Below are 20,011 nucleotides of genomic sequence, written 5' to 3' on the forward strand. Positions count from 1 at the left end.
ATTTCCATCCGTTTAATGTCATGCTGAAATAGTGCGCCATGTTTCAAAATCTGGCAAAAAATGTTGAATACCTTTTACTACTTTATAATAAATGGCGTCTGTTGCCTATAATGACTGTACATCATTGAAGCATATCATCATGCTGTATTTTTCCTTAATATTTATTTAGGACGTTGCTTCAAAAATAGAGAGGCATGCTGCAGTAAACATACAGTTGGTTCATTTATAATACATTAAAAATCACTGTCGATTATTCCCCTGCATTTCAGACAAAACGAAGTCACGGGTTCCCAGTGCCTCCTGTTGCCCCTACGAAATTAGAAAAGGCTTTCAGCAATGCTGGAAGCCTTTTCTATATTACTTTCATTGCTACTTTACTTATGAAAGAACCTAAAGGAAGATATGTTACTAGGGATGCCATTTCTTTTCTTTCCAAGGAGTTCAATTATCGTAATGAAGATTGGATGCAGGATTGGGAATACATCGTTGGTGACTACAAAGATCTCAACCGGTTTAAAAACAATCTGACTAGCGTCAATGATTCTGAAGTTTGAATCATGCTTGCTTCTCCTCTTTTTTGGAATCGATCAGTAATTCGCAAATACTTACGTCCAACGCTATAGCAATCTCTCTTAACAGCTTTAGCGTTGGTTGAAAATCATTATTACATATCCTCCTAATAGCGCTAGGCGCTTTTCCCACCATCGCCACCAAATCTAGGCATTACGACAAATTATATGTCGCAATTAGCTTGATTACGACACATATTTGGTATTTCCCGACCATACATTTCGGGATTTTATTGGTGAAAATACAGGTAGAGAAATCGAACTATCTTTGAATGTTATACAATACGCAATACACTCCCATTAGCTAATGCTCCAATCTCTCCCGGAAACACGTTCCCCGAATTATGTTATATTTATAGTAATCAAAATAATCTTCTATGGCAAAACAAATGTCTATCCTTCCCTTTACGGGAAAACTCGGTCCTCTCATTGGGTATAAGCGCAATGGCAACTACTTCCTGCGCTCCATGCCTGAAAGCGTGCAGCAAACGGCTGCTACCCGCCGCGCATCCCGGCGCTTTGGCATCGCCAGCAGGAAAGGCGCTTTTATCCGTCATGCTTTCTACCCCCACCTGGATATCCATTGTGATGGCGGCCACATCAATAGGCTAAACAAGCTACTCATTGCTGCCGGCGATAATTATGCGGCACTAACAGGCTTCCGCTTCAATCAGCCTACCGGAGTAGATCGTTTCTTTCCAGTGGCTCCCCGGCTTCTCCCTAACGGAGTATTAAATATTCCCGCACAAACCATCGCCGGGTATGAAGGTATTGCTGCGCTGGAAATAAAAGTGATCGCAACGCGCATTGATTTTAAATCACGTCAGGTGGTGGGTAGCGAAACGGTTACGCTAATGATAGCCCCCGATACCACTTTCCAGGAAACAAATGTTTCGCTGGAGGTACCCGGTCAGGGCTCACTGGTAGTAGTTTTCCAGGTAAGAGCCATGTACAAAGACGGCCCATCGGGCAGCAGAAAATATATGGTGGCAGATATTATTGCCGTGGCAGCGCCACAGGTACCCAAATATGCTAATAAGCGTACTTACCCAAAGCGGACGATATTGCTTCCCAAACTTACCTATACATACACATATCCAGCTGTCATTCAACTGGAATAAAGCGATCTTGCCGCCGGAGATATTTTGATAAATAAACCTTTTATGCCTGCTTCCTTTGAATAGTATATCTCTTTTCCGCAGCTACAGCCTGGTACTGAAGCAGCCCTGCTATGGCCGGTTCTGCCCTACATTCATCTGTTGATTCAATTTCATCCCGGTTATACATCCGAACCTCATCCCCGCATCAAGTCCACCTCTACTGCATGGCTACTATAGGTACTAAGCGAGTGCTAAGCATAGCTTACCCATCTTCTGAGCGGAGTTGAGCCTACCTGCTTGTCCTCGCCTCTTTAATGCATAGCCATGATTATTTCCTCTCCTTCCTCGGATCAATCAACAACTCACACATACTAACGTCAAGGGCAATGGCAATATCACGCAGCACTTTTAATGTGGGTTGAAAATTATTATTACACATACGCGTAACGGCACTGGGGGTTTTGCCTATCATCTCAGCGAGGTCTTTTTGCTTAATATCCTTATCAGCTAGTACTGCCTTTATTCTATTAATTTTTAATTTCCCTTCCATAAAAATGATAATTATCCTCTCAAATCTAACCCAAATAAGAGAAGAAAAAACTACAACTTGTTATCAATCAATACGTACTAGTTACATAAATTGATTTTTACGTACTATTTATTACTAATTAAGTAATTATTAATACTTTTTACTTATCTTCATTTAGTAAAAATAATTTTCAAAAAATGCCAGGACAATTCACACATGATACTTCCTAAAAGCAATTGTAATTTGAGCGTGTTTGCTCTACTCTTGACACCGAAAACTATAGCCTTTCAAGCCCCCCTTCTTCTTTCGTTTCTTCTTAACCCTACAATTATTAAATGATGCAAAAAGATATTGTAATTCCAGTTTCGACAAACAATTCAAATGCAGCGTTAGCGCTTCATACCCTATTCAGCCAATTACCAGTAATATTCAGGGAGCATGTATGTGAAGAATGTAATTGGAGCACCCCAACATTCTATAGAAAAATAAGAATAAAAGATGTTGTAAATCCCAAAAACCCGAAGCAGGTAATATCCGCTATCAGCAAGGCAGAGAAAGAAAAGATTATAGAAATAGCAGGGAAACTGTTTGAACAAATGGGATTACATATTAGCAGATATGATCTCAAAAAAACTATCAATAATAATTAACCGTTTTAAAACTATTCTTCATGACTGACAAGGAATTTCTTACAAAAGCCTGCGCAGACATAGAGACAAGAAACCTTTTTCTGAAAAAGGAAATTTCCAAAACTGAAAAGGAAATAAAAAAGCTGCGAAAAGAAGTAGCTCACCTGAAAAAAACAGGCGGGTTAAAATGCTCTTTATAATTGGCTCGATTTAAATATAGGTATTTCAATTTGGCCATAACCATATCTAAACAACAAGTTATGGCCAAATTGAATCCGCTATCCCGGGAATTCTTCCTTCAATTTTTTCAAAATCTCCTCAAACAATTTAATGTTATTGAATGCAATTGGCTGCTCAGGCAATTTATTCACAGGCAGCTGCATTAACGCGTGAGTAAAGCTTTCCGGGTTTTTTATTCCTGCTTTCTCCCTGACCGATAACCAGGCAAGTATTTCGTAGGTAAAAACAAATTCTTTTACGAAGCTGAATTCCAGGGGAGTTTCTTCACTAAAATCAGCCTGACTCAAATGGTAATCACACATTTCGGATACTATTTTATCCACTTCAGCCAAATCGGTCGTGTTCCATTTATCTAATGCCTGTTGATAAACGCCAAGTGTGCTGGGATACTTATAACTGCTATAGTCTGCTGTTATATTGAATGCCTTATTGGCGATTTCTGTAATAAACCAGGCGGCCTTCGCGTAGTTCAATCCTCCTTTAAGAAATTTAGTACTAAGACCTTTGTTGATAATATCGATTATTTCATGGCTTTTATCATACCATTTTGCCTGCAGACAATTGGCAAGAAACATGGCCAGATCAGTAAACAACAATTTGGGTGGGTTACCTGGATACCCCAGGGCAAAGATATCTGCAATGACACTTACATAATAACTGCTGGCAAAGAAAACAGGTTCGGTGGAAAGATCATTTTCTGACAATGCCCGGTAAACAAATTTATTGCCGTACCAGTTGTTCAATGTTTTTAAATCAACCATGACGGCTTTTTGCACTTTCGATTCTTTCAGTATCGTTTCAATCTGATTAGATGGTTCTTTAAAATGGAAATCTTCTGCATTTGGTTTACTGAACCATTCTTTTAATTCGCTGACAACCTCTTGTACCTTTTGTTCTGTTAATGCCATATAATGATATTTTGAAATTATTTTTTCTCAAAAATGATACTAATTATTCTTCCGGTTCTGGTGTCGGTGCATCCCATGGGGAAACTTCCGGCTCTCCTACTACGCCGGTAGTTCTGTCTACTGGCACGCGATGCACTTCGTAATCAACATTAGGTGCATTTTCTATCCATCTCTGTGCCTGCCTTGCCTGCTGTGGCAGTTCAGGTGGATTAGGAGGAACCCCATAGCCACGTTCACCGTTGGCAGCCCTTCTAAGCCTGTCTTCCACATATACTTCACCACCTTGTTGCTGTGCTTCACTTAATCGGGAAGTATTCGCTTTTACTTCAATGGCTTTAACATGCCCATTCGTTGGATTTCTTCCAATGATATCTACACCATGACCGGAATTATTTTGTACCTGTAATATTTCAGTGTAGCCGTCGGCAATCAATCTGTCCACTACTGCTGCTTCCCCTATATCTCCTATTGCTGAATTTCTGAGTGGTGCAGGATCTTCAAATGCTTCTCCATCAGGACGGGCAGTTGCTTCATTTTCAGGTGGGGGCCCATCATTTACAGGTGTTTCTCCCTCATTGTTTCGTCCGCTTTGCTCTTCATTTCCGCCTTTATTACCCTTTTTGGCTTCCTCCGCAGATTTATGCGCAGGTGTAAACCACATCGCAATACCAATATAGTCCATGGCAGTACCCTGTCCGGTAAATATTCTTTTGGCCGATTCGGCAGTACCGGTTTCCATACCTACTACTCCTTTGCCGAAATCGCCAACGCCGGCTGATCCGGTTTCGCCGTAGGTTTGTGCTACCTGTTGTACGCCTGTAGTGGCTCTTAAACCAGCGCCTAGTCCGGTGGTCCATGAACTTACGAAATTTTTCAACAAGTTACCCGGCAACGATTTGACCAACTGTAAAGCACTGCGCCCCAATCCGCCGATGCCTCCTTCCGCCAGTGCAGCCATGCCACCTTCCATAAAGGCTACACCACCTCCTACTGCGGCGCCTACCATTGCACCTTCCAGTACGCCGCCAATAAAATTAGCTGCACCCAGCGATATCGCCTGCCACCAGCTTTTGACATTGGGTGCATACGAAATCTGTTCACCAAAAATATTACAAACCATTTTATGCTCTCCAGTAACAGTAGGTGTTTCAAGGATTTTGAAATCCGCCTTTTCACCTATCCAGATACGCGCCATAGCGGCTCTTTGTCCGCAGATAAGACTGCCCACCACTGCTCCAAGTACAGCACCGGCAGCACCGGCCAAAGCACCGATGGCAATCAGCGCAGCACCTCCTGTGGCTACTACCGCCACCACTACGATGGCGGCTATCAGGGCCATCAGCCACATCATTTTTTTACAGGCAAAATCAACAAAGCTTTGTGTGCTTTTATCATTTATGGTGATATATTTATTGCCATCTTTTTTCTTGGTTACCAGCTGAGTACTCTGCATAGGCGCAGGCATCAGGCCCCCACTGCATTGCCAGAACTCTTTTTCTGTAGTTATTTTTGCCCCCATCGCAATAGGTTTAGATATGGATGATTGATCTAAGTTTATATTAATTGGCAGCCTTCATGGTATATTCCATTTTTGAGAAAATAAACTGTGGGTGAGCTATTTCCTCTTTCAACAGATAAGCTTCTTTTAGCCTGCCCGTTTGCGGGTCAATATTATATTTACCCAGTTCCGTAAGATGTGGCTTAATATGGCTGGTATCAACATTCTGAAAAGCGCTGTATGCTTTCTTTATCCAGTTGTTGTCCAGGCGTGTAACGGGATAGCCTGTTACATCTATTATTACAGAAGACAGGTTGGTCATTGCCGGTAGCGTAACATTAGACTTGATGTTATAACTCCAGTCTACCTGGGCCTGCTGAAAATGATTCCACCTGGTTTCTACGGGCGTATCACCGGGCAGTTTCCGGCCATATACATGATGAAAGTAGATGCTGAAAAATTCATTGTTTTGAACGGCTGTCACTATCTTTTCCGAAGAAGTAAAGATCTCGTCATTGAGTATAATGATACCCTTTACAGCCTCTACCTGGTTTTCTATTGCCTGCATTTCTGCTTTGGTAGAAGCCCATTTGCGCTTAATCAGTTCTTCATTCAATACCTTTTTTACTCGTCCGCTTCTATCTATCAGTACATGTATTTCATTGTACATCCTGGCAAAAGCCTGGTTCATGCGTGCGAGATCTTTCAGTGCAGGGTTATTGGTTGCCAGCAGTTCATTATCCAGTGTTATCAGCTCTATTTCGATCAGATCTTCCTCTACTTTTATTACCTGTAGATTCCACCTGATTTCAGTAGTGGTTTTAATAGGCATGGAACCTGCCAATACATCTGCTTTGATCGTAAGTGTGTATTTCTCAGAAAATGGCTTTCTAAAGAAAAGTTGTTTCTCCGGGTTGTTATTACCAAACATGGGCTGGACTTATATTAGTTGATGAAAACGTTTCCTCCGTCCAGTTTACTTTCACCCTGGATATGGTTGTTTTGTCCGTTCACCTTATTAGAGGTGCCGGTGATAGTATTGTCTTTTCCATGAATACTATTTGTATCGCTTTTGATATCGATCTTGTTGCCTGATGTGTCAATCACTACATGCGTAGGATCGGCGCCTGTACCAATTTTAATAGAGTTGGAGCCGTTAATGACAATATCTTTTGAGTTAATGACCAGTTTCTCCGGGGCATTAATCGTCACGTGCTTATTGCCATGCATAATCACCTGGTTACCGCTGGGATCATTAATGGTAACGCTACCGGCGGCATCGTTCATTAAGAAGGAAATACCGCTTCTGGTTTTCAGCGCTTTTACATCATTGCCGGCATTGCCGAAGCTACTTTTGGCTTTGCCGTTATAGGTCGTTCCCATTACCATAGGTAGTTCCGGGTTACCTCCTTCAAAATCCACTATCACTTCTTCCCCTTTTTCCGGGACCATGTAAAAGCCTTTATCTCCACCGCCGTGGGGAGAAATGATCTGCAACCAGGGTGTGCTACCCTGTTGCTGCCATTTGAATTTTACTTTTATGCGACCGAGTCCTTTCGGATCGTGGTTATCTACCACTGTAGCACTTTGAGCTTCACAATGAGGAAAATTTTCAATATCAACGGACGGAGCGGCTACTTCTGCCGGGATGCCGGTAAATTCATTATGATATTGTCCATTGCCATTGCAATAATGTGTGATGGCTGTAATGAAAAATTCGCCGTGATCTTCTTCATTATATACATTTTCTTTTACAGAAACGGTATCGCCTATACGTATCGCAGTATTTTTACTATTGCCTTTCAGGTGTACCATATCTGCCAGCCGTCCTTTTTTCTGCCGTGTGAGTAACTTGTCCAGCTCTGCTTTGGCATTCGTAGTGAACGCATAGGTCATTTTAAAAAGAGAAGGCTTATTATATAGTTTTTCACTGAGTGATTGTACCTGCTGGGTATATGCATCCATATTTCCGGAGGCCTGTTCCTGCGTAGTTTTTTGCACTACCTGGTGTTCGCGGTAGTCGTAGCCGTTGAAGAGCTGGTTATTTGATTTCACCTTTAGTTGCAATTCAAATTCCAGCAGGTCTACCATATGTACCAGGTTTATTTTTTTTCCTGTGTACTGGCCAAATACGATTTGTTGTCCATTGTAAAAGAACCATTCTCCAAAACGCTGTGAGAGGCGGTGCAGAAAGTCAAAATTTGATTCTTTATACTGCACTATATATTTGAGATTAGTAGTTGTTTCAGGCGCCACTTTGGGAGAAGCCGTATACGGCAAACAGGGCTTCAGTGCGGTTTGAGCAATGGCAGACAGCGATTGTGCTTCAAAACATTGTATGTGGGGATCATTGTCCAGGAGGACCGATGGGCCTGATCCGCGAATGATGCAAAATCCGTGGGTACCATCATAATCTTTGCCGGCACTGATAGACATTACAATACCATTGAAGATCATCGCTTCCATCTCAGTACCCTGCTGAACCGCATTGATAACGATGTTGACTTCTTTGCCAAGAAAGGCTTTGCTGGCGGAGAGAATATTCTTGCCTATTTTTAATAACCAGTCATAACCTATTTTCAATTCAAAGTCATGATGACTATCGAGTGTTTGCTCAAGGCGAAGCGATATGAACTGCTGAAACTGCTGGCCAGCAATAGAGACGGTAGTTAACGTATGGAGTGACATTATCCTGGGTTTTTAATAAAGAATGGCAATTTACTTCCGGGTAACAGGAAAATCAATAAGGCTAATTTAATATATTCTTCAATACAAAAATCCATTAATATCCGGTAAAAATATACTTATGTGGGTATAACCGGAACGCCTATACATAGTAATTAAAATAAATACATTTCAATTTTCATTCCTTTATTCCTGCATTCCAGATAATAATGAAATCACCAATTCCAAATGCTTCCAGATCTTCCTGCACAAGGGCTGAAATAAGACAAAAAAAATCCCATAGAATATAACTTTCTATGGGATTTTCCTACCTGTTTCCAGGTATAATTCTGCAGTACATAATAATATAATAATATAGCCGGCAGTCCTCACTAAAATCCGCTACTTCATTTTTCCTGCCCAGGCTTTGAGACGATTAATCGCATCATACAACACGCCGGCTTCTCCTCTGAAATCGCCGGAGCCGGATGCTTTTCCGGTACGCACATCGTACCATTCATTAAATCCTTTGTTACTGATCACACGGTCCAGCATCGGGCTCATTTCCGCATAGGCCTCCAGCGGCATACCATTGATGGTCAATGCGGAGATCATACGTCCACCGAACCAGGTCCAGTCGCCCGCATTCTGATAAACATAGGCGGCCATGTTAGGGAATACTTCTACCGGGTACGGCGGATATACTGTCATACCTATAGTAGCGAACGGCTCTTTTTCCGCTGCGGCCAGGAACTGCTGGTTGATCTCCCGGATCTCTTTCTTATCATGTAATCCGGCCAGGATAGCGCAGGCGGTGCCACCGGTATAAAGTATACGGCGCTCGTTGAAGTCGGGTGCAAACGGGCTGCCATTCAAATAAATATGCGGGATATATTTTCCGGCTCCGGCATCCCATAAATGTTTGCGGATATTTTTTCTGAGAGAAGCAGCCACATTCTTCCAATTGTCCTTTGCACTATAAGACGCAGGTTTTATCGCCAGGAAATCGTTGACAGCCGATAGGAACATGGCATTGTCGTAGATATCGATACTCCATTTGGTTTTATCATTCAATGCAACGCCCCATCCACTCTCCGGTTGTACATCGCCCCAATCTATGGTGGTAGCACCTTTAACAAGACCATATTCCTTGGACCAACGTTCTGTCATTACAAAATGCAACGCAGCCTCCATTCTTTGCAGCACCGTTTGATTGCCTATCTTTTCCTGGAGAATACTTTTATCTCCCGTCACATCGATATACTGTTTAACTGCTTGTATCAGGGATGATTCCTGATCCGTTTCTACGGTGTTCTTGTGGCTGGCCCAGCCAGGAGCCAGTTCAGAATAAGCATACTTATAACCGATGTTGGCTTGTTTCTCATTGATAGCGCCATCAGGAATATTACCATCTGCACCCTGTAACTTGAAGAAGAGAAGCAGTGCCTCTTTTACATCCTGACTGCTGCGCACTTTCAGAGATCCTTTGATAAAGGTGTTGAAGTCTCTGATCCATATCTCGCCATAACCGGTACCTGCATTGAAGCCGGTCAGTACTTTTAACGCCCACGCCTGTACGGTATCCAAACGGTGGTCGGCCAATATCTGTTTAGCTAATGTAGCATTACTGATCTGTGCTGTTTCCACCCGGCCGGGATAGGATAGCAACTTCAATTCTCCTTTCTGCGCGTGTGCTGCCATGGCCAATATGAGGCATGGTAGTATAAATAGTCGTTTCATTTGTGGTTTACTTGTCGTGTGTATAAAAAGTAAATTCTTCCATAGTCATAAACACATTCTTGCCCCAGTTTGTTAGTAATTTAAACCGGTAATACCGGAATGAGGCTGTACCGGAAGGTACAGGGAACACTTCTCCCGCTTTAGCATAAGTTACGTCATCATCCGAATTTTGCCCTACAGGTAACCCGGATGGTTTGATGGACTCATAAGCATCGATTTTTGTCCAGCTACCCCAGCTACCATCTGCTGCAGGCTGATTGCTACCGTATAATTCAAAGGTCTTCACGCTTTCCTTTTCATATAGACGATCATTGGCCTGCCATACTTTAAAGCGACTGAGTGCTGTCGTTTTACCGCAATCAATGGTGAACCAACAGGGGATGATTGACTGTGAGGCAAAACCAGGTGGGTTGTAATTTTCATCCCACAGGTAATTGATTAACCAACCATAGCCGCCGTCCTTTACATCAGTGGGCAATTCAAGTACTTTAAAACCTGCTTTGGGCAGCTCCCTTTCAAATGCCGGCAAAGTGATGGTACCTGCTTTGGGATAAAAATATTCAAATGCGGTGGAGTCAGGCTTGTATCTTGAATTGTAGGTCAGTGGAGTGCTTTCTTTATAATCCGGGAGTACGGTACGTATTTCTGTGGAAGGCACTGTTATTTTACGGGCTGTTCCATCGGCACCGGTATAGCTCACCTCAATACCTTGTTCTCCCGCAGCCGGTGCGCCCCAGTTTAGTATCACCTGGTTACCATCAGCAGATTGGGTCAGGGACTGCAAGGTCCGGTTCGTGAGCGTGCCAACATAGTTCTGGCCTATGGCTACCCCGAAAGCATTCACCATCACCGACCGGTGGTTTTCCTTGTCATAAGTGTAAATGATAAAATTATAATCGCCCTCCTTCAGACCAGGCACCACTACATCAATTGTGTCGATCCCGGTTGTTCGTTTTACAGCACGTTCCAGGGAGTCGCTGTTATTGTTCCAGAAAACTTTTAGTTGTGTCACTAACGGATCATTACCCAGTATAACAGACAACTGGATCCGGTTGAGGCCCGAGCGTACCAACACGGAATCTGCCCTACCCGGATAAGTGATCTCACCGCCTTTCATATAGTCTCTGTAGGCATCGCTCCTGGTTTTGGTGCAGGATACTATAAAGCCAGTGATGGCGAGTATCCATAAAAAAGTGAAAAGTTTAATATCCTTCATGTTGTTTATTTCTTGGTTGACAGATAATTTATTTTGTATCTCCCCACATCATGACCTCATAAAAATTCACGTATGTACCGTTAGACCAGTTCTTCAGCGTTTTAAACCGGATATAACGCACTTTGGGCGAATTCAGCGGGAATGTGACGGTCCACCCGGCTAACGCGGCATCTATATCCGCCTGTGAAAGCTGCCCTTCCGGTAAGCCGGATGGCTTCACCTGGGTGGTGGTGGCCAGTAGTGTCCAGCTGGCATCAAAACTTCCGTTAGGGTTAGGTTTATTGGATCCCCATATTTCCACCACCCGCGGGTTATGCAGCGTGTAATAAAATCCGGGGCGCATGAACCATACCAGCCGGCTCAGTTTAGCGGTTACGCCCATATCATAGGTAAACCACTGCGGCATCCTGGCTGCGTCTCCGGAATGATAATAACCACTGGTAGTGTTGCCATCAAAAAGACCTGCTACATTGCCGCCATAACCTAAAGGCGCATCACCAGGCAATGTCACGTCTTTCATTTTTGTCCGGTCCAGTAGTTCTTCAAATAACGGTGTCAGTTTCACCTGCAGGGTATCGGATAAATTACCCCACCGGTCCCGGATGTATACGCCGAATTGCGTTTGTACATCCTTCATATTCCGGGTAGAGAAATTTCCTTCTTTGAGGTTAGTATACTGAGTAGTCACCGGAGAGAACTGGCCAAGAGAGTCATTCGCCAGCACCACCAGTGCCAGGTCATCTTCCCCTCCATTGGTATATTTTACATTTACACCGCCAAAATCAGGCACTATTGTCAATGATCTCCTCACTATCCAGATGGGTGGTTCCAGCGGGTGTACAGTCACTTCAACGGCGGAGGAAACGTTTTCACTTTTATCCACCACATACAACAATACTTTGTAGGTACTGGTATCTCCAAACCCTTCCACCAATAAGCTGTTGTTGTAGCGGCTTACTTTAGTTTCGTGTTTTGTCCCCTTTGTGGTCTGGTACTGGGCTTTTACACACAACAGATCCGCGTCGCCCGGTAAGGTATAGCTGATCTTCGCTGCGCCGTTGAGATTCGTTACGGTTACATTACCAACGATTCCCGGAGGTGTGCTGTCTTGTTGAACAGACCTGGGCTCCTCTTTTTTACAGGAGCAGATGGCCAGCAGGGATATTAATATGCTATTGAAATAAGTTCGTTTGTTCATATCAGTGCATTTACGCAGGTACAAATATTTTAACAGAATGAAGCGCTATTACCAACCGGGGTTTTGCACGAGGTTGGGGTTTATTTGCAGATTGTCTTCCTTGATCGGCCAGAAATAATCGCGGGGCGCCACAAACTGCATATTGAACAAGAACACCTTGCGATTATAATCTTCATAAGTTGATTGCAGGATATTCCATCCATAGATAGGACTGTTCAGTACTTGCGGTGCTGTTTTCCACCTGCGCAGATCCCAGAAACGACTGCCTTCAAATGCCATTTCTATACTGCGCTCCTGCCGGATAATGTCGCGGAGTCCGGGTACGGACGCATACTTCGATGGATTGTTGGAATAAGTAGTCCATGACGTTTCTATCGACTGTAGCCCTGCTCTTTCACGGATCTGGTTCAGATAAGTCAGTGCTTCAGCAGAACCTCCGGTTTCATTCAGTGCTTCGGCATACAGGAGATAAAGGTCTGACAAGCGCATAACAGGCCAGGGGTATGCTTCCGTTTCTAATGAAGTATTAGTAAAGACCAGGTTCCAGCTCACGATTTTTTTGGTATAGTAGCCGGTGATAGAATACAACCGGCTTTGTTTTTTCCCGGAATATTGTTCCAGCTTACTTTGAATATTGTAGTTGTTGTTTTTCATGAACCATTTGGAACCATCAAATGCCATATCGGCGTAGAACCGTGGTTCTCTTTCAAAATGTAGTCCCACTGTTCTGTATCCTTCCTGCATCCCGGTATCCTTTGCGGCCACAGTACGCAGCTTAAAGCGGTTCGCATAGTCCCACGTTTTATCTTCCTCGATCGGTACACCATGCTGTGTATAAAACATTTCGGCTATTTTCAAAGGTGGCGCCAGTTTTCCTTTCAGGGTAAGGTTAATTGCATTGGGATCTAATTGCGGACAGGCATATGTTTGCAGCCAGTAGGTAGGGTTACCGTCTGTTGTCAGTCCCCATATCAGTTCGCTGTTCCATTTCTCACACACAGCATTGCGAATATTCATTTCTATTTGTGTAGCATGATCTACCTCGAAGATGGAAGGATTGAAGTGATATAATTTCACGCCTGCTGCCTGTGCAAGATCGATGGCTTTTTTACAGGCCTCCCGTGCCCTCGTCCATTTGGAGGCATCATATTGCGGGTTAAAAAGCACCTGCCCATTTTTATTTTTCATGCCCGAAAAATCATTATTACCATTGAACAGCGGGCTGGCAGCTGTTACCAGTACCCTGGCTTTGATGGCCAGCGCAGCAACTTTCGTGATACGTCCGAGTTCTGTAGTGGCGCTGGTAATAGACAATGGCAGCCCGGTATTTTCACCCGCAGCTGCTTCATCCAACAGGCCGGCGATATAATTCACCACAGAATCAACCGGTTGACGAAACACCCGCACTTCTTCCGGAGATGCCGTAATGGGCAGGTTTTTATCCACCACCGGAATAGGGCCGTACATCCTGAATAAATACCAATGGAAATATGCCTTCAGGAATTTCGCTTCGGCAGTCCATCGGTCTCTTTCATAAGGTTGCAGGTCTATTACTTTACTGACATTTTCCAGGAAAATATTACAGGTTCTGATACCCTGCCACAGCGACTTTCCATCAAAATTATCCCAATAGTTCAGGTATGGATTGGCGCTGTTCTGATTACCTCGGGCAATGTTATAAGGATCGAGGTAAAAATAATCCTCGCTCATGGGCCAGTAGGTCCATGCCTCGTCACAACCGCTGAACGCGGGATTCCTATCCGGGTCGCCTTCTCTTGGCAGATAAGCATAACAGGTAAATAAATATTTCTCCGCTTCCACACGGTTGGCAAAAGCATGCTCAATCGTTGGTACGTTATCGGGTACGATATCAAGAAATCCTTTTTTACACGAAGTAAAAAGCATCACCAAAGCGCTCAGCGCTCCCACAACGATACGTTGGCTCCGCATACATTTCACTGATGTTAAACAAGTATATAATAATTGCATAGTTGTAGATTTTATCCGGATACTATAACTGAATGTTGATGCCTATATTAAACACACGTTGAACGGGATAGCCCAATGCGTTGCCACCTTGCTCCGGATCCCACAATTTAAATGCGCTGATCAGGAACAGGTTGGTACCGTTGGCATAGATTCTCAGCCCGGATATGTGATATCTTTTCATTCCTTTCTCGCCGATATTAAAGCCGATTTCTGCACTCTTCATCCGGAGAAAAGCGCCATTCCGCAGCCACCAATTGGAGGGTTGGTTGTTGTTTTCATTTTGCGTAAGCCCCAGTCTCGGCCAGAAGGCATACAGGTTACGGTTGTCTTCTGACCAGTGATTCTGGGCAATAACATTGAGCAGTCCATGTTGATTACCACCGTCCACAACAAAAGGAGAGATAGCAGCAGGATCTATAAAAAAGGAAGATCTGGCGGAGCCTTGAAAAAAGGTACTGATATCAAAATTTTTATACCCAAAAGAGAATCCGAATCCATAGATGATCTCCGGCGTAGTAGGGTATCCCAGTGCATTCACCATGTCCAGTTTGGAGATTTGTCCATCGCCATTCAGGTCTCGGTATTTGATGTCTCCGCCCTTTACTTCTCCGAAATTTTGACGGGGTGAGTTCTTTACATCTTCTTCATCGACAAACAATCTTTCTGCAACAAGTCCATATACCTGGCCCAGCGAATGACCTACGCGGGAAAGATATTGCATGTTATCGGCGTATTGTGGTTCTTCGTTCACCAACAGTTTGCTGGCGGCGTAGGTGAATGTTCCGCGTACCTGTAACCAGGTTTTTCCGAAGTTCTTGTTGTAGTCCATGGATAAATCTATACCGCGGCCTTCTGCTACGCCTACATTGGCGCTGATGGGCGCGGTAAGCCCCATGGTAGATGGAATATAAGCCCGCGACATCAGGATATTGCTGCGGCGTTCTTTATAGGCATCTACGGTCACCGTCAGCGCATTCCACAACCCGAGGTCCAGACCGATGTTAGTCTTTTGGGATTTCTCCCAGGTGATGTTATTATTCGGATACCTGGAAATAGAAACGCCCGATTTTACATATCCATAGTTTTCGCCAAAGAAGGAGCTGAAGTTGCCGTCATTCAGGTCCACGTTAGACAGGTAGAAGAAACGGTCGTTGGCATTCCCGATCTGGTCATTACCTACGAGGCCATAGGTAGCACGGAATTTCAGCTGCGATATTACATCGGTTAATCCTGCCAGGAACTTTTCATTACCTGCATTCCAGGCTACACCGATAGAGGGGAAAAAGCCGTAACGGTTATTACTTGCAAAACGTTCCGATCCGTTGTATCCGAAGTTTCCTTCCAACAGGTAGCGGTTATCATAGCCATAGGTGAATCTTCCGGAAACACCCTGGTTGCGGAAGGGAAGCGACAGTTGCAGATCACCTGCATTTCCGTTCAGATAATTCCGGCGGATACCAATCAATAAGCCACCGATGTTATGTACACGGTTAAACGTACGGTTGTAGTTCACCRCCGCTTCCATGTAGGTGGTAGTATTCACGATCTTATCGCCGGGTGTATAATTGAGATATTCCGTAGCAGTTTTTTCATTTAACAGCGACAGCGAATATTTATCCGGATCCTTTACCGTAGGACTGGCAGCGTAGAAGAACGGATTATACTGCCGGATCAGATTAAAGTAGGAATAGCGTTTGGTATACGCCATGACCCTGGCGGAAAGGCCTTGGGTAATAGCGCTCAGGTCTTGTTTTACTTCCAGTTGTACATTCAATGTAGAGGTGTTGTATTGTTGAAACCCTGACACCATAGATGCGTAAGGATTACTGTACACCTCACCATTGGAACCGCGGGAAGTATTTCCGAACAAAGGATGTTTTACACTGGGTAGATCACTTGCCGGAAAGGTAGCCGGAAACAACACCGGGTTGGCATTCAATGCACTTTTGAAGATAGCAGCGCCGCCGCCAACAGGGCCATTGTAGTCATCAAAATTTCCGGTAGTTCTGATGATGGCTTCTGTGCTGGATGTTAACTTTAGATTCACGTTAGAGCGAATCTCATAACTCCTTAACTTGATATTGTTATTGAAGTTATTATCACTTTGTGTTCTCAGGATACCATTATCCTGGTTCATGGTAGCACCTACATAGTACTGTGCTTTCTGTCCGCCACCGGAGAGGTTGAGGTTTAGGCGCTGGTTATTCGTAAATTTTTTGATCAGCGTTCCAAGCCAGTCGTTACTGGGATACAGGTAAGGATTGTCACCTGCTTTGGTATGATCAATCTTGTTCTGGCTGTAGGGCAGTGGCGCCAGTCTGTTTCGCGTGATGGCTGCTTCGTTGGCCAGTTCCATGTAAGAGATATTATCCGCCAGCTCAATGTTCCGGGTGTTGGAGGAGAAAGAGTTTTCAAGGCGAATATTCATTTTCGTTACGCCGGATTTACCTGTTTTGGTAACAACCAGTATGACGCCATTGGCTCCCCGTGCACCGTACAGAGATGCAGCCGCGGCATCTTTCAGGACGGAGAAGCCGGCGATATCATCCGGCTGCAAACGCGCCAGTTCAGTGGAGGTGGATTCCATTCCATCGATTAGTATTAAGGGGTCCAGTTTACCTGAGCCAAAAGAGGTGATACCACGGATAAAGAAGGAAGCATTATCTGCTCCCGGTTCACCACTCCGTTGGTACGATACCAATCCGGATATACGTCCTGCGAGCATAGTGGTCAGATTGCTGGTAGGCCCTTTAATCTCTTTGGGATTTATGGCAGTGATAGAACTGACCATGCTTTGTTTCTTTTGCTGGCCGTAGGCGACCACTACTACGTCGTTCAGGTCGTTCCGGTTATCCAGTAATGTTACGAGGATGGTGCGCCGTCCGTTCACCGGGATCTCCTGCGGCTGGTATCCCAGAGAGGAGAATGTCAATGTATCCGAAGCGGTTGTTAGTTTGATGGAATACTCTCCGGAGGAGGTGGTGACGGTGCCGGCAAGCCGATGTTTCACCTTTACGGTTACTCCTGGTATGGCTTGTCCTTTTGTGTCCAGCACTTTACCTGTTACGGTGAATAGTGTCTGACCAAATGAGGCATTTCCTGTAAACAGGAACAATAGAAAGCACAGATATTTCTGTCGCAGGATAGTTGGGACGCGTGTTTTCATAACAGTGCAGACAAATGAGTAATTAGATTTCGGTTTGTATATACATAAGTACATATTAAAATGATAGCGTCAAACTTTTTTGAAATAAAAATTTCCGGGTCATCTGTCTTAATTAACAACAAATGATTTATATATTATTTTATTAAAATATTTATTTGTATTTCCTTTAAATACCCATTGCTCTTATCAAGTGAAGTTGCCTTGTGGACATCAAAAGTCTTCAAAAAATGCTGCTATTTACTAACTTGCAGGGCTTCTATGTTACTACATATATGAATTTAGCAATCGATCATCAAAGCGGGACGCCACTACACATACAGGTGGAAAATCTTTTACGGGAACTGATAAAACAGCCGGAATACCAGGCTGGCAAGCTGTTACCCAATGAAATGGAACTGGCCAGGAAGCTGGCTATTTCGCGTCCTACGTTACGCCAGGCCATCAATAAGCTGGTGTATGAAGAATTACTGGTGCGGAAAAAAAGAGTGGGTACCAAAGTTGCCCATCAGAAAATGAGCTCCAAATCCATGAACTGGATGAGCTTTACGCAGGAAATGCAAGCCAGGGGAGTCACTATAAAGAATTACGAATTGCATATCAGCTGGGTGTATCCCGATGAGCAGGTCGCGAATTTCTTCGATATCAAAACAGATAAAAAGGTGATGAAGCTGGAGCGTTTGCGGGGCAATCCCCATGAGCCATTTGTTTACTTCGTTTCCTATTTTCACCCCAGGGTCGGCCTCACCGGCGACGAAGATTTTAAGCAACCCCTGTATGAAATGCTGCAGCAGGACCATTATGTGGTGGCCACTTTGTCAAAGGAGGAGATCAGCGCCAGGACTGCCGATAAATTCATTGCTGCTAAACTGGAGATTAATGCGGACAGCCCGATCCTGTTCAGGAAAAGGTATGTATTTGATCAGGCAGAGCGGTCCATTGAGTACAATCTGGGCTATTACAAAGCAGAGAGCTTCGTCTACACTGTTGAGAGCAGGCGCACCCCTTGATTATTTTTCCATTTCACTATTTAAGGAACAAAACCTGTCTTTTTATATACATTTATTATGTATATACATACTAACATAAAAATTGAACTCAGCGAGGCAATTAACAAGGTAATTTCACAGGGGTTAGTAACCAGGATATTCCATCCTCAAGTTGCTTAACATGCCAAATGGTTACGCCAACGGTGAATTCTTCCGTCTTCTCTCCTTCGAACATAAAAGGAGGTATCCACATCAGCTCTATTTCCCCGTCTCCGTCCCAACCTGCCTCCAGGAACATTTCATTTGCAATTTTCGTATAGTCCTCTGCGTTCGTCAAACACTCTTCAGGCCTGATTGTAAAATTCAGGTTGTCAATCCATTCATACATCACTACGTTAAAGGTTCTTAATTCTTCCGGTGGATAGTTAATAATCTTCTTTTTATCTCTTCCAAAACTCATGTGCTGTCGTATTTTATTTCTTACAACTTTTTTAGGGTTCTTAAAGTGCGTATGGTATCAGGTGGTTAAAAGGTAACGCATTTTTAAATCCCTGTCTATCGAATTTCTGTATTTGTATCGAGTATTTCTTTACTAAGCAGATCAGTTTCGGTGATGATAAATTCAATTGGCCACAAACATATCTAAACAATAAGTTATGGCCAGGTTGAATGAATAAGCGGAAGGTTTGTTCTTGGCTTACAAGGCCTGCTCTTTGTTGGCATAATCATTAAGAAAAGCGGGAATCATGGTCATTAATAAATCTGTTCTTCTCGTCAATGCGGTATGCATGGTTCCTGGCAATATCGCCAGTTGTGATTCCGGCATAGATAACTCACCGACACCACCGCCACCCAGTAACTTATACAATTCCACAACATGTTCCGGTTGAACAATATCTGCATCACCGGCGATAATCAACGCAGGCGCCTGAATGTTTCGAATATCATCTGCTGACCAGTCCTGAACTTTTTGATTGAACGTTGTCACTTTAGCCAGGTGTTTAGGCCAGTCCTGCGGCCTTGGGGCGGTGCTGAAATATTCAGCTTCATAGACAGTACCTTCCATGGCTTCCGCAGTAAGCAGCTTTTCCAGTTCTGCGAGAACAGGATGGCGCCCGCTGCTGTTATAGATAACCGAAGCCAGTATTAACTTGCCAACAAGGGTAGGTTGGCGCATGGCTACCAGCAGTGCTACACCTGCTCCGGTGCTGTATCCAAAAATATCCGTTTGTTCTATATTTAAAACTTTCAGTAACTCAATAATGTCATCTGCAAATTGTTCATAAGAAAGCGGACGTTCCGGAATATCAGCGGTATGTCCGTAGCCCTGAAATTCAACGGCTATGACCTGATGGTCTGCTGCCAGCAAAGGAATTAAGTCCCCGAATGCAGTACTGACTCCAGACACCGCTCCAGGCAGGAGTAGCAGCGGCTTTCCGATTCCATGCACTTCATAGTACATCTTCAGTCCGTTGACATTCGCATAGTTTCCGTTGATTGCTGTAGTGATCATGGGTTTTATTGTTTGCGTTGATGCGAAGTTCGCAAGCTGTAGGCAAACAATTCTTGGTGTACACCA

Annotated in this window: 16 protein-coding genes; 3 read left to right on the forward strand and 13 right to left on the reverse strand. The window is 43.9% G+C overall.

What is annotated here, in order from left to right:
• Nucleotides 1-555: 555 nt before the first annotated feature.
• Nucleotides 556-705, reverse strand: a complete 150-nt coding sequence (locus AC1DP6_RS10345; RefSeq protein ID WP_477054891.1) for a helix-turn-helix domain-containing protein — start codon at nt 703-705, stop codon at nt 556-558.
• Nucleotides 706-946: 241 nt separating this feature from the next.
• Between AC1DP6_RS10345 and AC1DP6_RS10350 the strand changes: the two genes are divergently transcribed.
• Nucleotides 947-1,690 (forward strand): hypothetical protein, encoded by a 744-nt coding sequence (locus AC1DP6_RS10350; protein ID WP_477054727.1) that lies wholly within the window; start codon nt 947-949, stop codon nt 1,688-1,690.
• 307 nt (nt 1,691-1,997) lie between these two features.
• On the opposite strand, the gene AC1DP6_RS10355 is transcribed toward AC1DP6_RS10350, so the two are convergent.
• Nucleotides 1,998-2,219, reverse strand: coding sequence for a helix-turn-helix transcriptional regulator (locus AC1DP6_RS10355; protein WP_477054728.1), 222 nt, complete (start codon nt 2,217-2,219; stop codon nt 1,998-2,000).
• A gap of 314 nt (nt 2,220-2,533) precedes the next feature.
• On the opposite strand from AC1DP6_RS10355, the gene AC1DP6_RS10360 reads away from it, so the two are divergent.
• Complete coding sequence (locus AC1DP6_RS10360) at nt 2,534-2,848, forward strand: hypothetical protein (protein WP_477054729.1); 315 nt, start codon at nt 2,534-2,536, stop codon at nt 2,846-2,848.
• Nucleotides 2,849-3,105: 257 nt separating this feature from the next.
• Here AC1DP6_RS10360 and AC1DP6_RS10365 read toward each other — a convergent pair whose 3' ends face one another.
• The 9 genes from AC1DP6_RS10365 to AC1DP6_RS10405 form a co-directional block, all read right to left on the reverse strand.
• Nucleotides 3,106-3,975 (reverse strand): hypothetical protein, encoded by an 870-nt coding sequence (locus tag AC1DP6_RS10365; protein WP_477054730.1) that lies wholly within the window; start codon nt 3,973-3,975, stop codon nt 3,106-3,108.
• A 43-nt stretch (nt 3,976-4,018) separates the two neighbouring features.
• The gene (locus tag AC1DP6_RS10370) at nt 4,019-5,494 is read right to left on the reverse strand and encodes a hypothetical protein (RefSeq protein WP_477054731.1); all 1,476 of its coding nucleotides are present in this window, start codon (nt 5,492-5,494) and stop codon (nt 4,019-4,021) included.
• A 40-nt stretch (nt 5,495-5,534) separates the two neighbouring features.
• Nucleotides 5,535-6,404, reverse strand: a complete 870-nt coding sequence (locus AC1DP6_RS10375; RefSeq protein WP_477054732.1) for a hypothetical protein — start codon at nt 6,402-6,404, stop codon at nt 5,535-5,537.
• 14 nt (nt 6,405-6,418) lie between these two features.
• Entirely contained in the window at nt 6,419-8,161 is a 1,743-nt protein-coding gene (locus AC1DP6_RS10380) for a type VI secretion system Vgr family protein (protein ID WP_477054733.1), read from the reverse strand.
• A gap of 378 nt (nt 8,162-8,539) precedes the next feature.
• Complete coding sequence (locus AC1DP6_RS10385; protein ID WP_477054734.1) at nt 8,540-9,877, reverse strand: hypothetical protein; 1,338 nt, start codon at nt 9,875-9,877, stop codon at nt 8,540-8,542.
• Nucleotides 9,878-9,884: 7 nt separating this feature from the next.
• Complete coding sequence (locus tag AC1DP6_RS10390) at nt 9,885-11,093, reverse strand: DUF4998 domain-containing protein (RefSeq protein WP_477054735.1); 1,209 nt, start codon at nt 11,091-11,093, stop codon at nt 9,885-9,887.
• A 28-nt stretch (nt 11,094-11,121) separates the two neighbouring features.
• Nucleotides 11,122-12,291, reverse strand: coding sequence for a DUF5000 domain-containing lipoprotein (locus AC1DP6_RS10395; protein WP_477054736.1), 1,170 nt, complete (start codon nt 12,289-12,291; stop codon nt 11,122-11,124).
• A gap of 48 nt (nt 12,292-12,339) precedes the next feature.
• The gene (locus tag AC1DP6_RS10400; protein ID WP_477054737.1) at nt 12,340-14,241 is read right to left on the reverse strand and encodes a RagB/SusD family nutrient uptake outer membrane protein; all 1,902 of its coding nucleotides are present in this window, start codon (nt 14,239-14,241) and stop codon (nt 12,340-12,342) included.
• Nucleotides 14,242-14,302: 61 nt separating this feature from the next.
• Nucleotides 14,303-17,446 carry a SusC/RagA family TonB-linked outer membrane protein gene (locus AC1DP6_RS10405; protein ID WP_477054738.1) on the reverse strand — a complete coding sequence of 1,048 codons (3,144 nt, stop codon included), beginning with the start codon at nt 17,444-17,446 and terminating at the stop codon, nt 14,303-14,305.
• A 272-nt stretch (nt 17,447-17,718) separates the two neighbouring features.
• Between AC1DP6_RS10405 and AC1DP6_RS10410 the strand changes: the two genes are divergently transcribed.
• Nucleotides 17,719-18,453 carry a GntR family transcriptional regulator gene (locus AC1DP6_RS10410; RefSeq protein ID WP_477054739.1) on the forward strand — a complete coding sequence of 245 codons (735 nt, stop codon included), beginning with the start codon at nt 17,719-17,721 and terminating at the stop codon, nt 18,451-18,453.
• 100 nt (nt 18,454-18,553) lie between these two features.
• Here the strand turns inward: AC1DP6_RS10410 and AC1DP6_RS10415 are convergent, their stop codons facing one another.
• Nucleotides 18,554-18,892 carry a hypothetical protein gene (locus AC1DP6_RS10415; RefSeq protein ID WP_477054740.1) on the reverse strand — a complete coding sequence of 113 codons (339 nt, stop codon included), beginning with the start codon at nt 18,890-18,892 and terminating at the stop codon, nt 18,554-18,556.
• A 237-nt stretch (nt 18,893-19,129) separates the two neighbouring features.
• The gene (locus AC1DP6_RS10420; RefSeq protein WP_477054741.1) at nt 19,130-19,945 is read right to left on the reverse strand and encodes an alpha/beta fold hydrolase; all 816 of its coding nucleotides are present in this window, start codon (nt 19,943-19,945) and stop codon (nt 19,130-19,132) included.
• Nucleotides 19,946-20,011: the final 66 nt, after the last annotated feature.

The sequence above is a fragment of the Chitinophaga sp. 01L420 genome (assembly GCF_056399985.1).

What these genes read in the sequence shown, in the direction of transcription:
- AC1DP6_RS10350 (WP_477054727.1), top strand. Translation starts at nt 947, where the DNA reads ATGGCAAAACAAATGTCTATCCTTCCCTTTACGGGAAAACTCGGTCCT.
- AC1DP6_RS10385 (WP_477054734.1), bottom strand. Translation starts at nt 9,877, where the DNA reads ATGAAACGACTATTTATACTACCATGCCTCATATTGGCCATGGCAGCA.
- AC1DP6_RS10395 (WP_477054736.1), bottom strand. Translation starts at nt 12,291, where the DNA reads ATGAACAAACGAACTTATTTCAATAGCATATTAATATCCCTGCTGGCC.
- AC1DP6_RS10355 (WP_477054728.1), bottom strand. Translation starts at nt 2,219, where the DNA reads ATGGAAGGGAAATTAAAAATTAATAGAATAAAGGCAGTACTAGCTGAT.
- AC1DP6_RS10400 (WP_477054737.1), bottom strand. Translation starts at nt 14,241, where the DNA reads ATGCGGAGCCAACGTATCGTTGTGGGAGCGCTGAGCGCTTTGGTGATG.
- AC1DP6_RS10420 (WP_477054741.1), bottom strand. Translation starts at nt 19,945, where the DNA reads ATGATCACTACAGCAATCAACGGAAACTATGCGAATGTCAACGGACTG.
- AC1DP6_RS10375 (WP_477054732.1), bottom strand. Translation starts at nt 6,404, where the DNA reads ATGTTTGGTAATAACAACCCGGAGAAACAACTTTTCTTTAGAAAGCCA.
- AC1DP6_RS10360 (WP_477054729.1), top strand. Translation starts at nt 2,534, where the DNA reads ATGATGCAAAAAGATATTGTAATTCCAGTTTCGACAAACAATTCAAAT.
- AC1DP6_RS10365 (WP_477054730.1), bottom strand. Translation starts at nt 3,975, where the DNA reads ATGGCATTAACAGAACAAAAGGTACAAGAGGTTGTCAGCGAATTAAAA.
- AC1DP6_RS10415 (WP_477054740.1), bottom strand. Translation starts at nt 18,892, where the DNA reads ATGAGTTTTGGAAGAGATAAAAAGAAGATTATTAACTATCCACCGGAA.
- AC1DP6_RS10370 (WP_477054731.1), bottom strand. Translation starts at nt 5,494, where the DNA reads ATGGGGGCAAAAATAACTACAGAAAAAGAGTTCTGGCAATGCAGTGGG.
- AC1DP6_RS10345 (WP_477054891.1), bottom strand. Translation starts at nt 705, where the DNA reads ATGGTGGGAAAAGCGCCTAGCGCTATTAGGAGGATATGTAATAATGAT.
- AC1DP6_RS10390 (WP_477054735.1), bottom strand. Translation starts at nt 11,093, where the DNA reads ATGAAGGATATTAAACTTTTCACTTTTTTATGGATACTCGCCATCACT.
- AC1DP6_RS10410 (WP_477054739.1), top strand. Translation starts at nt 17,719, where the DNA reads ATGAATTTAGCAATCGATCATCAAAGCGGGACGCCACTACACATACAG.
- AC1DP6_RS10380 (WP_477054733.1), bottom strand. Translation starts at nt 8,161, where the DNA reads ATGTCACTCCATACGTTAACTACCGTCTCTATTGCTGGCCAGCAGTTT.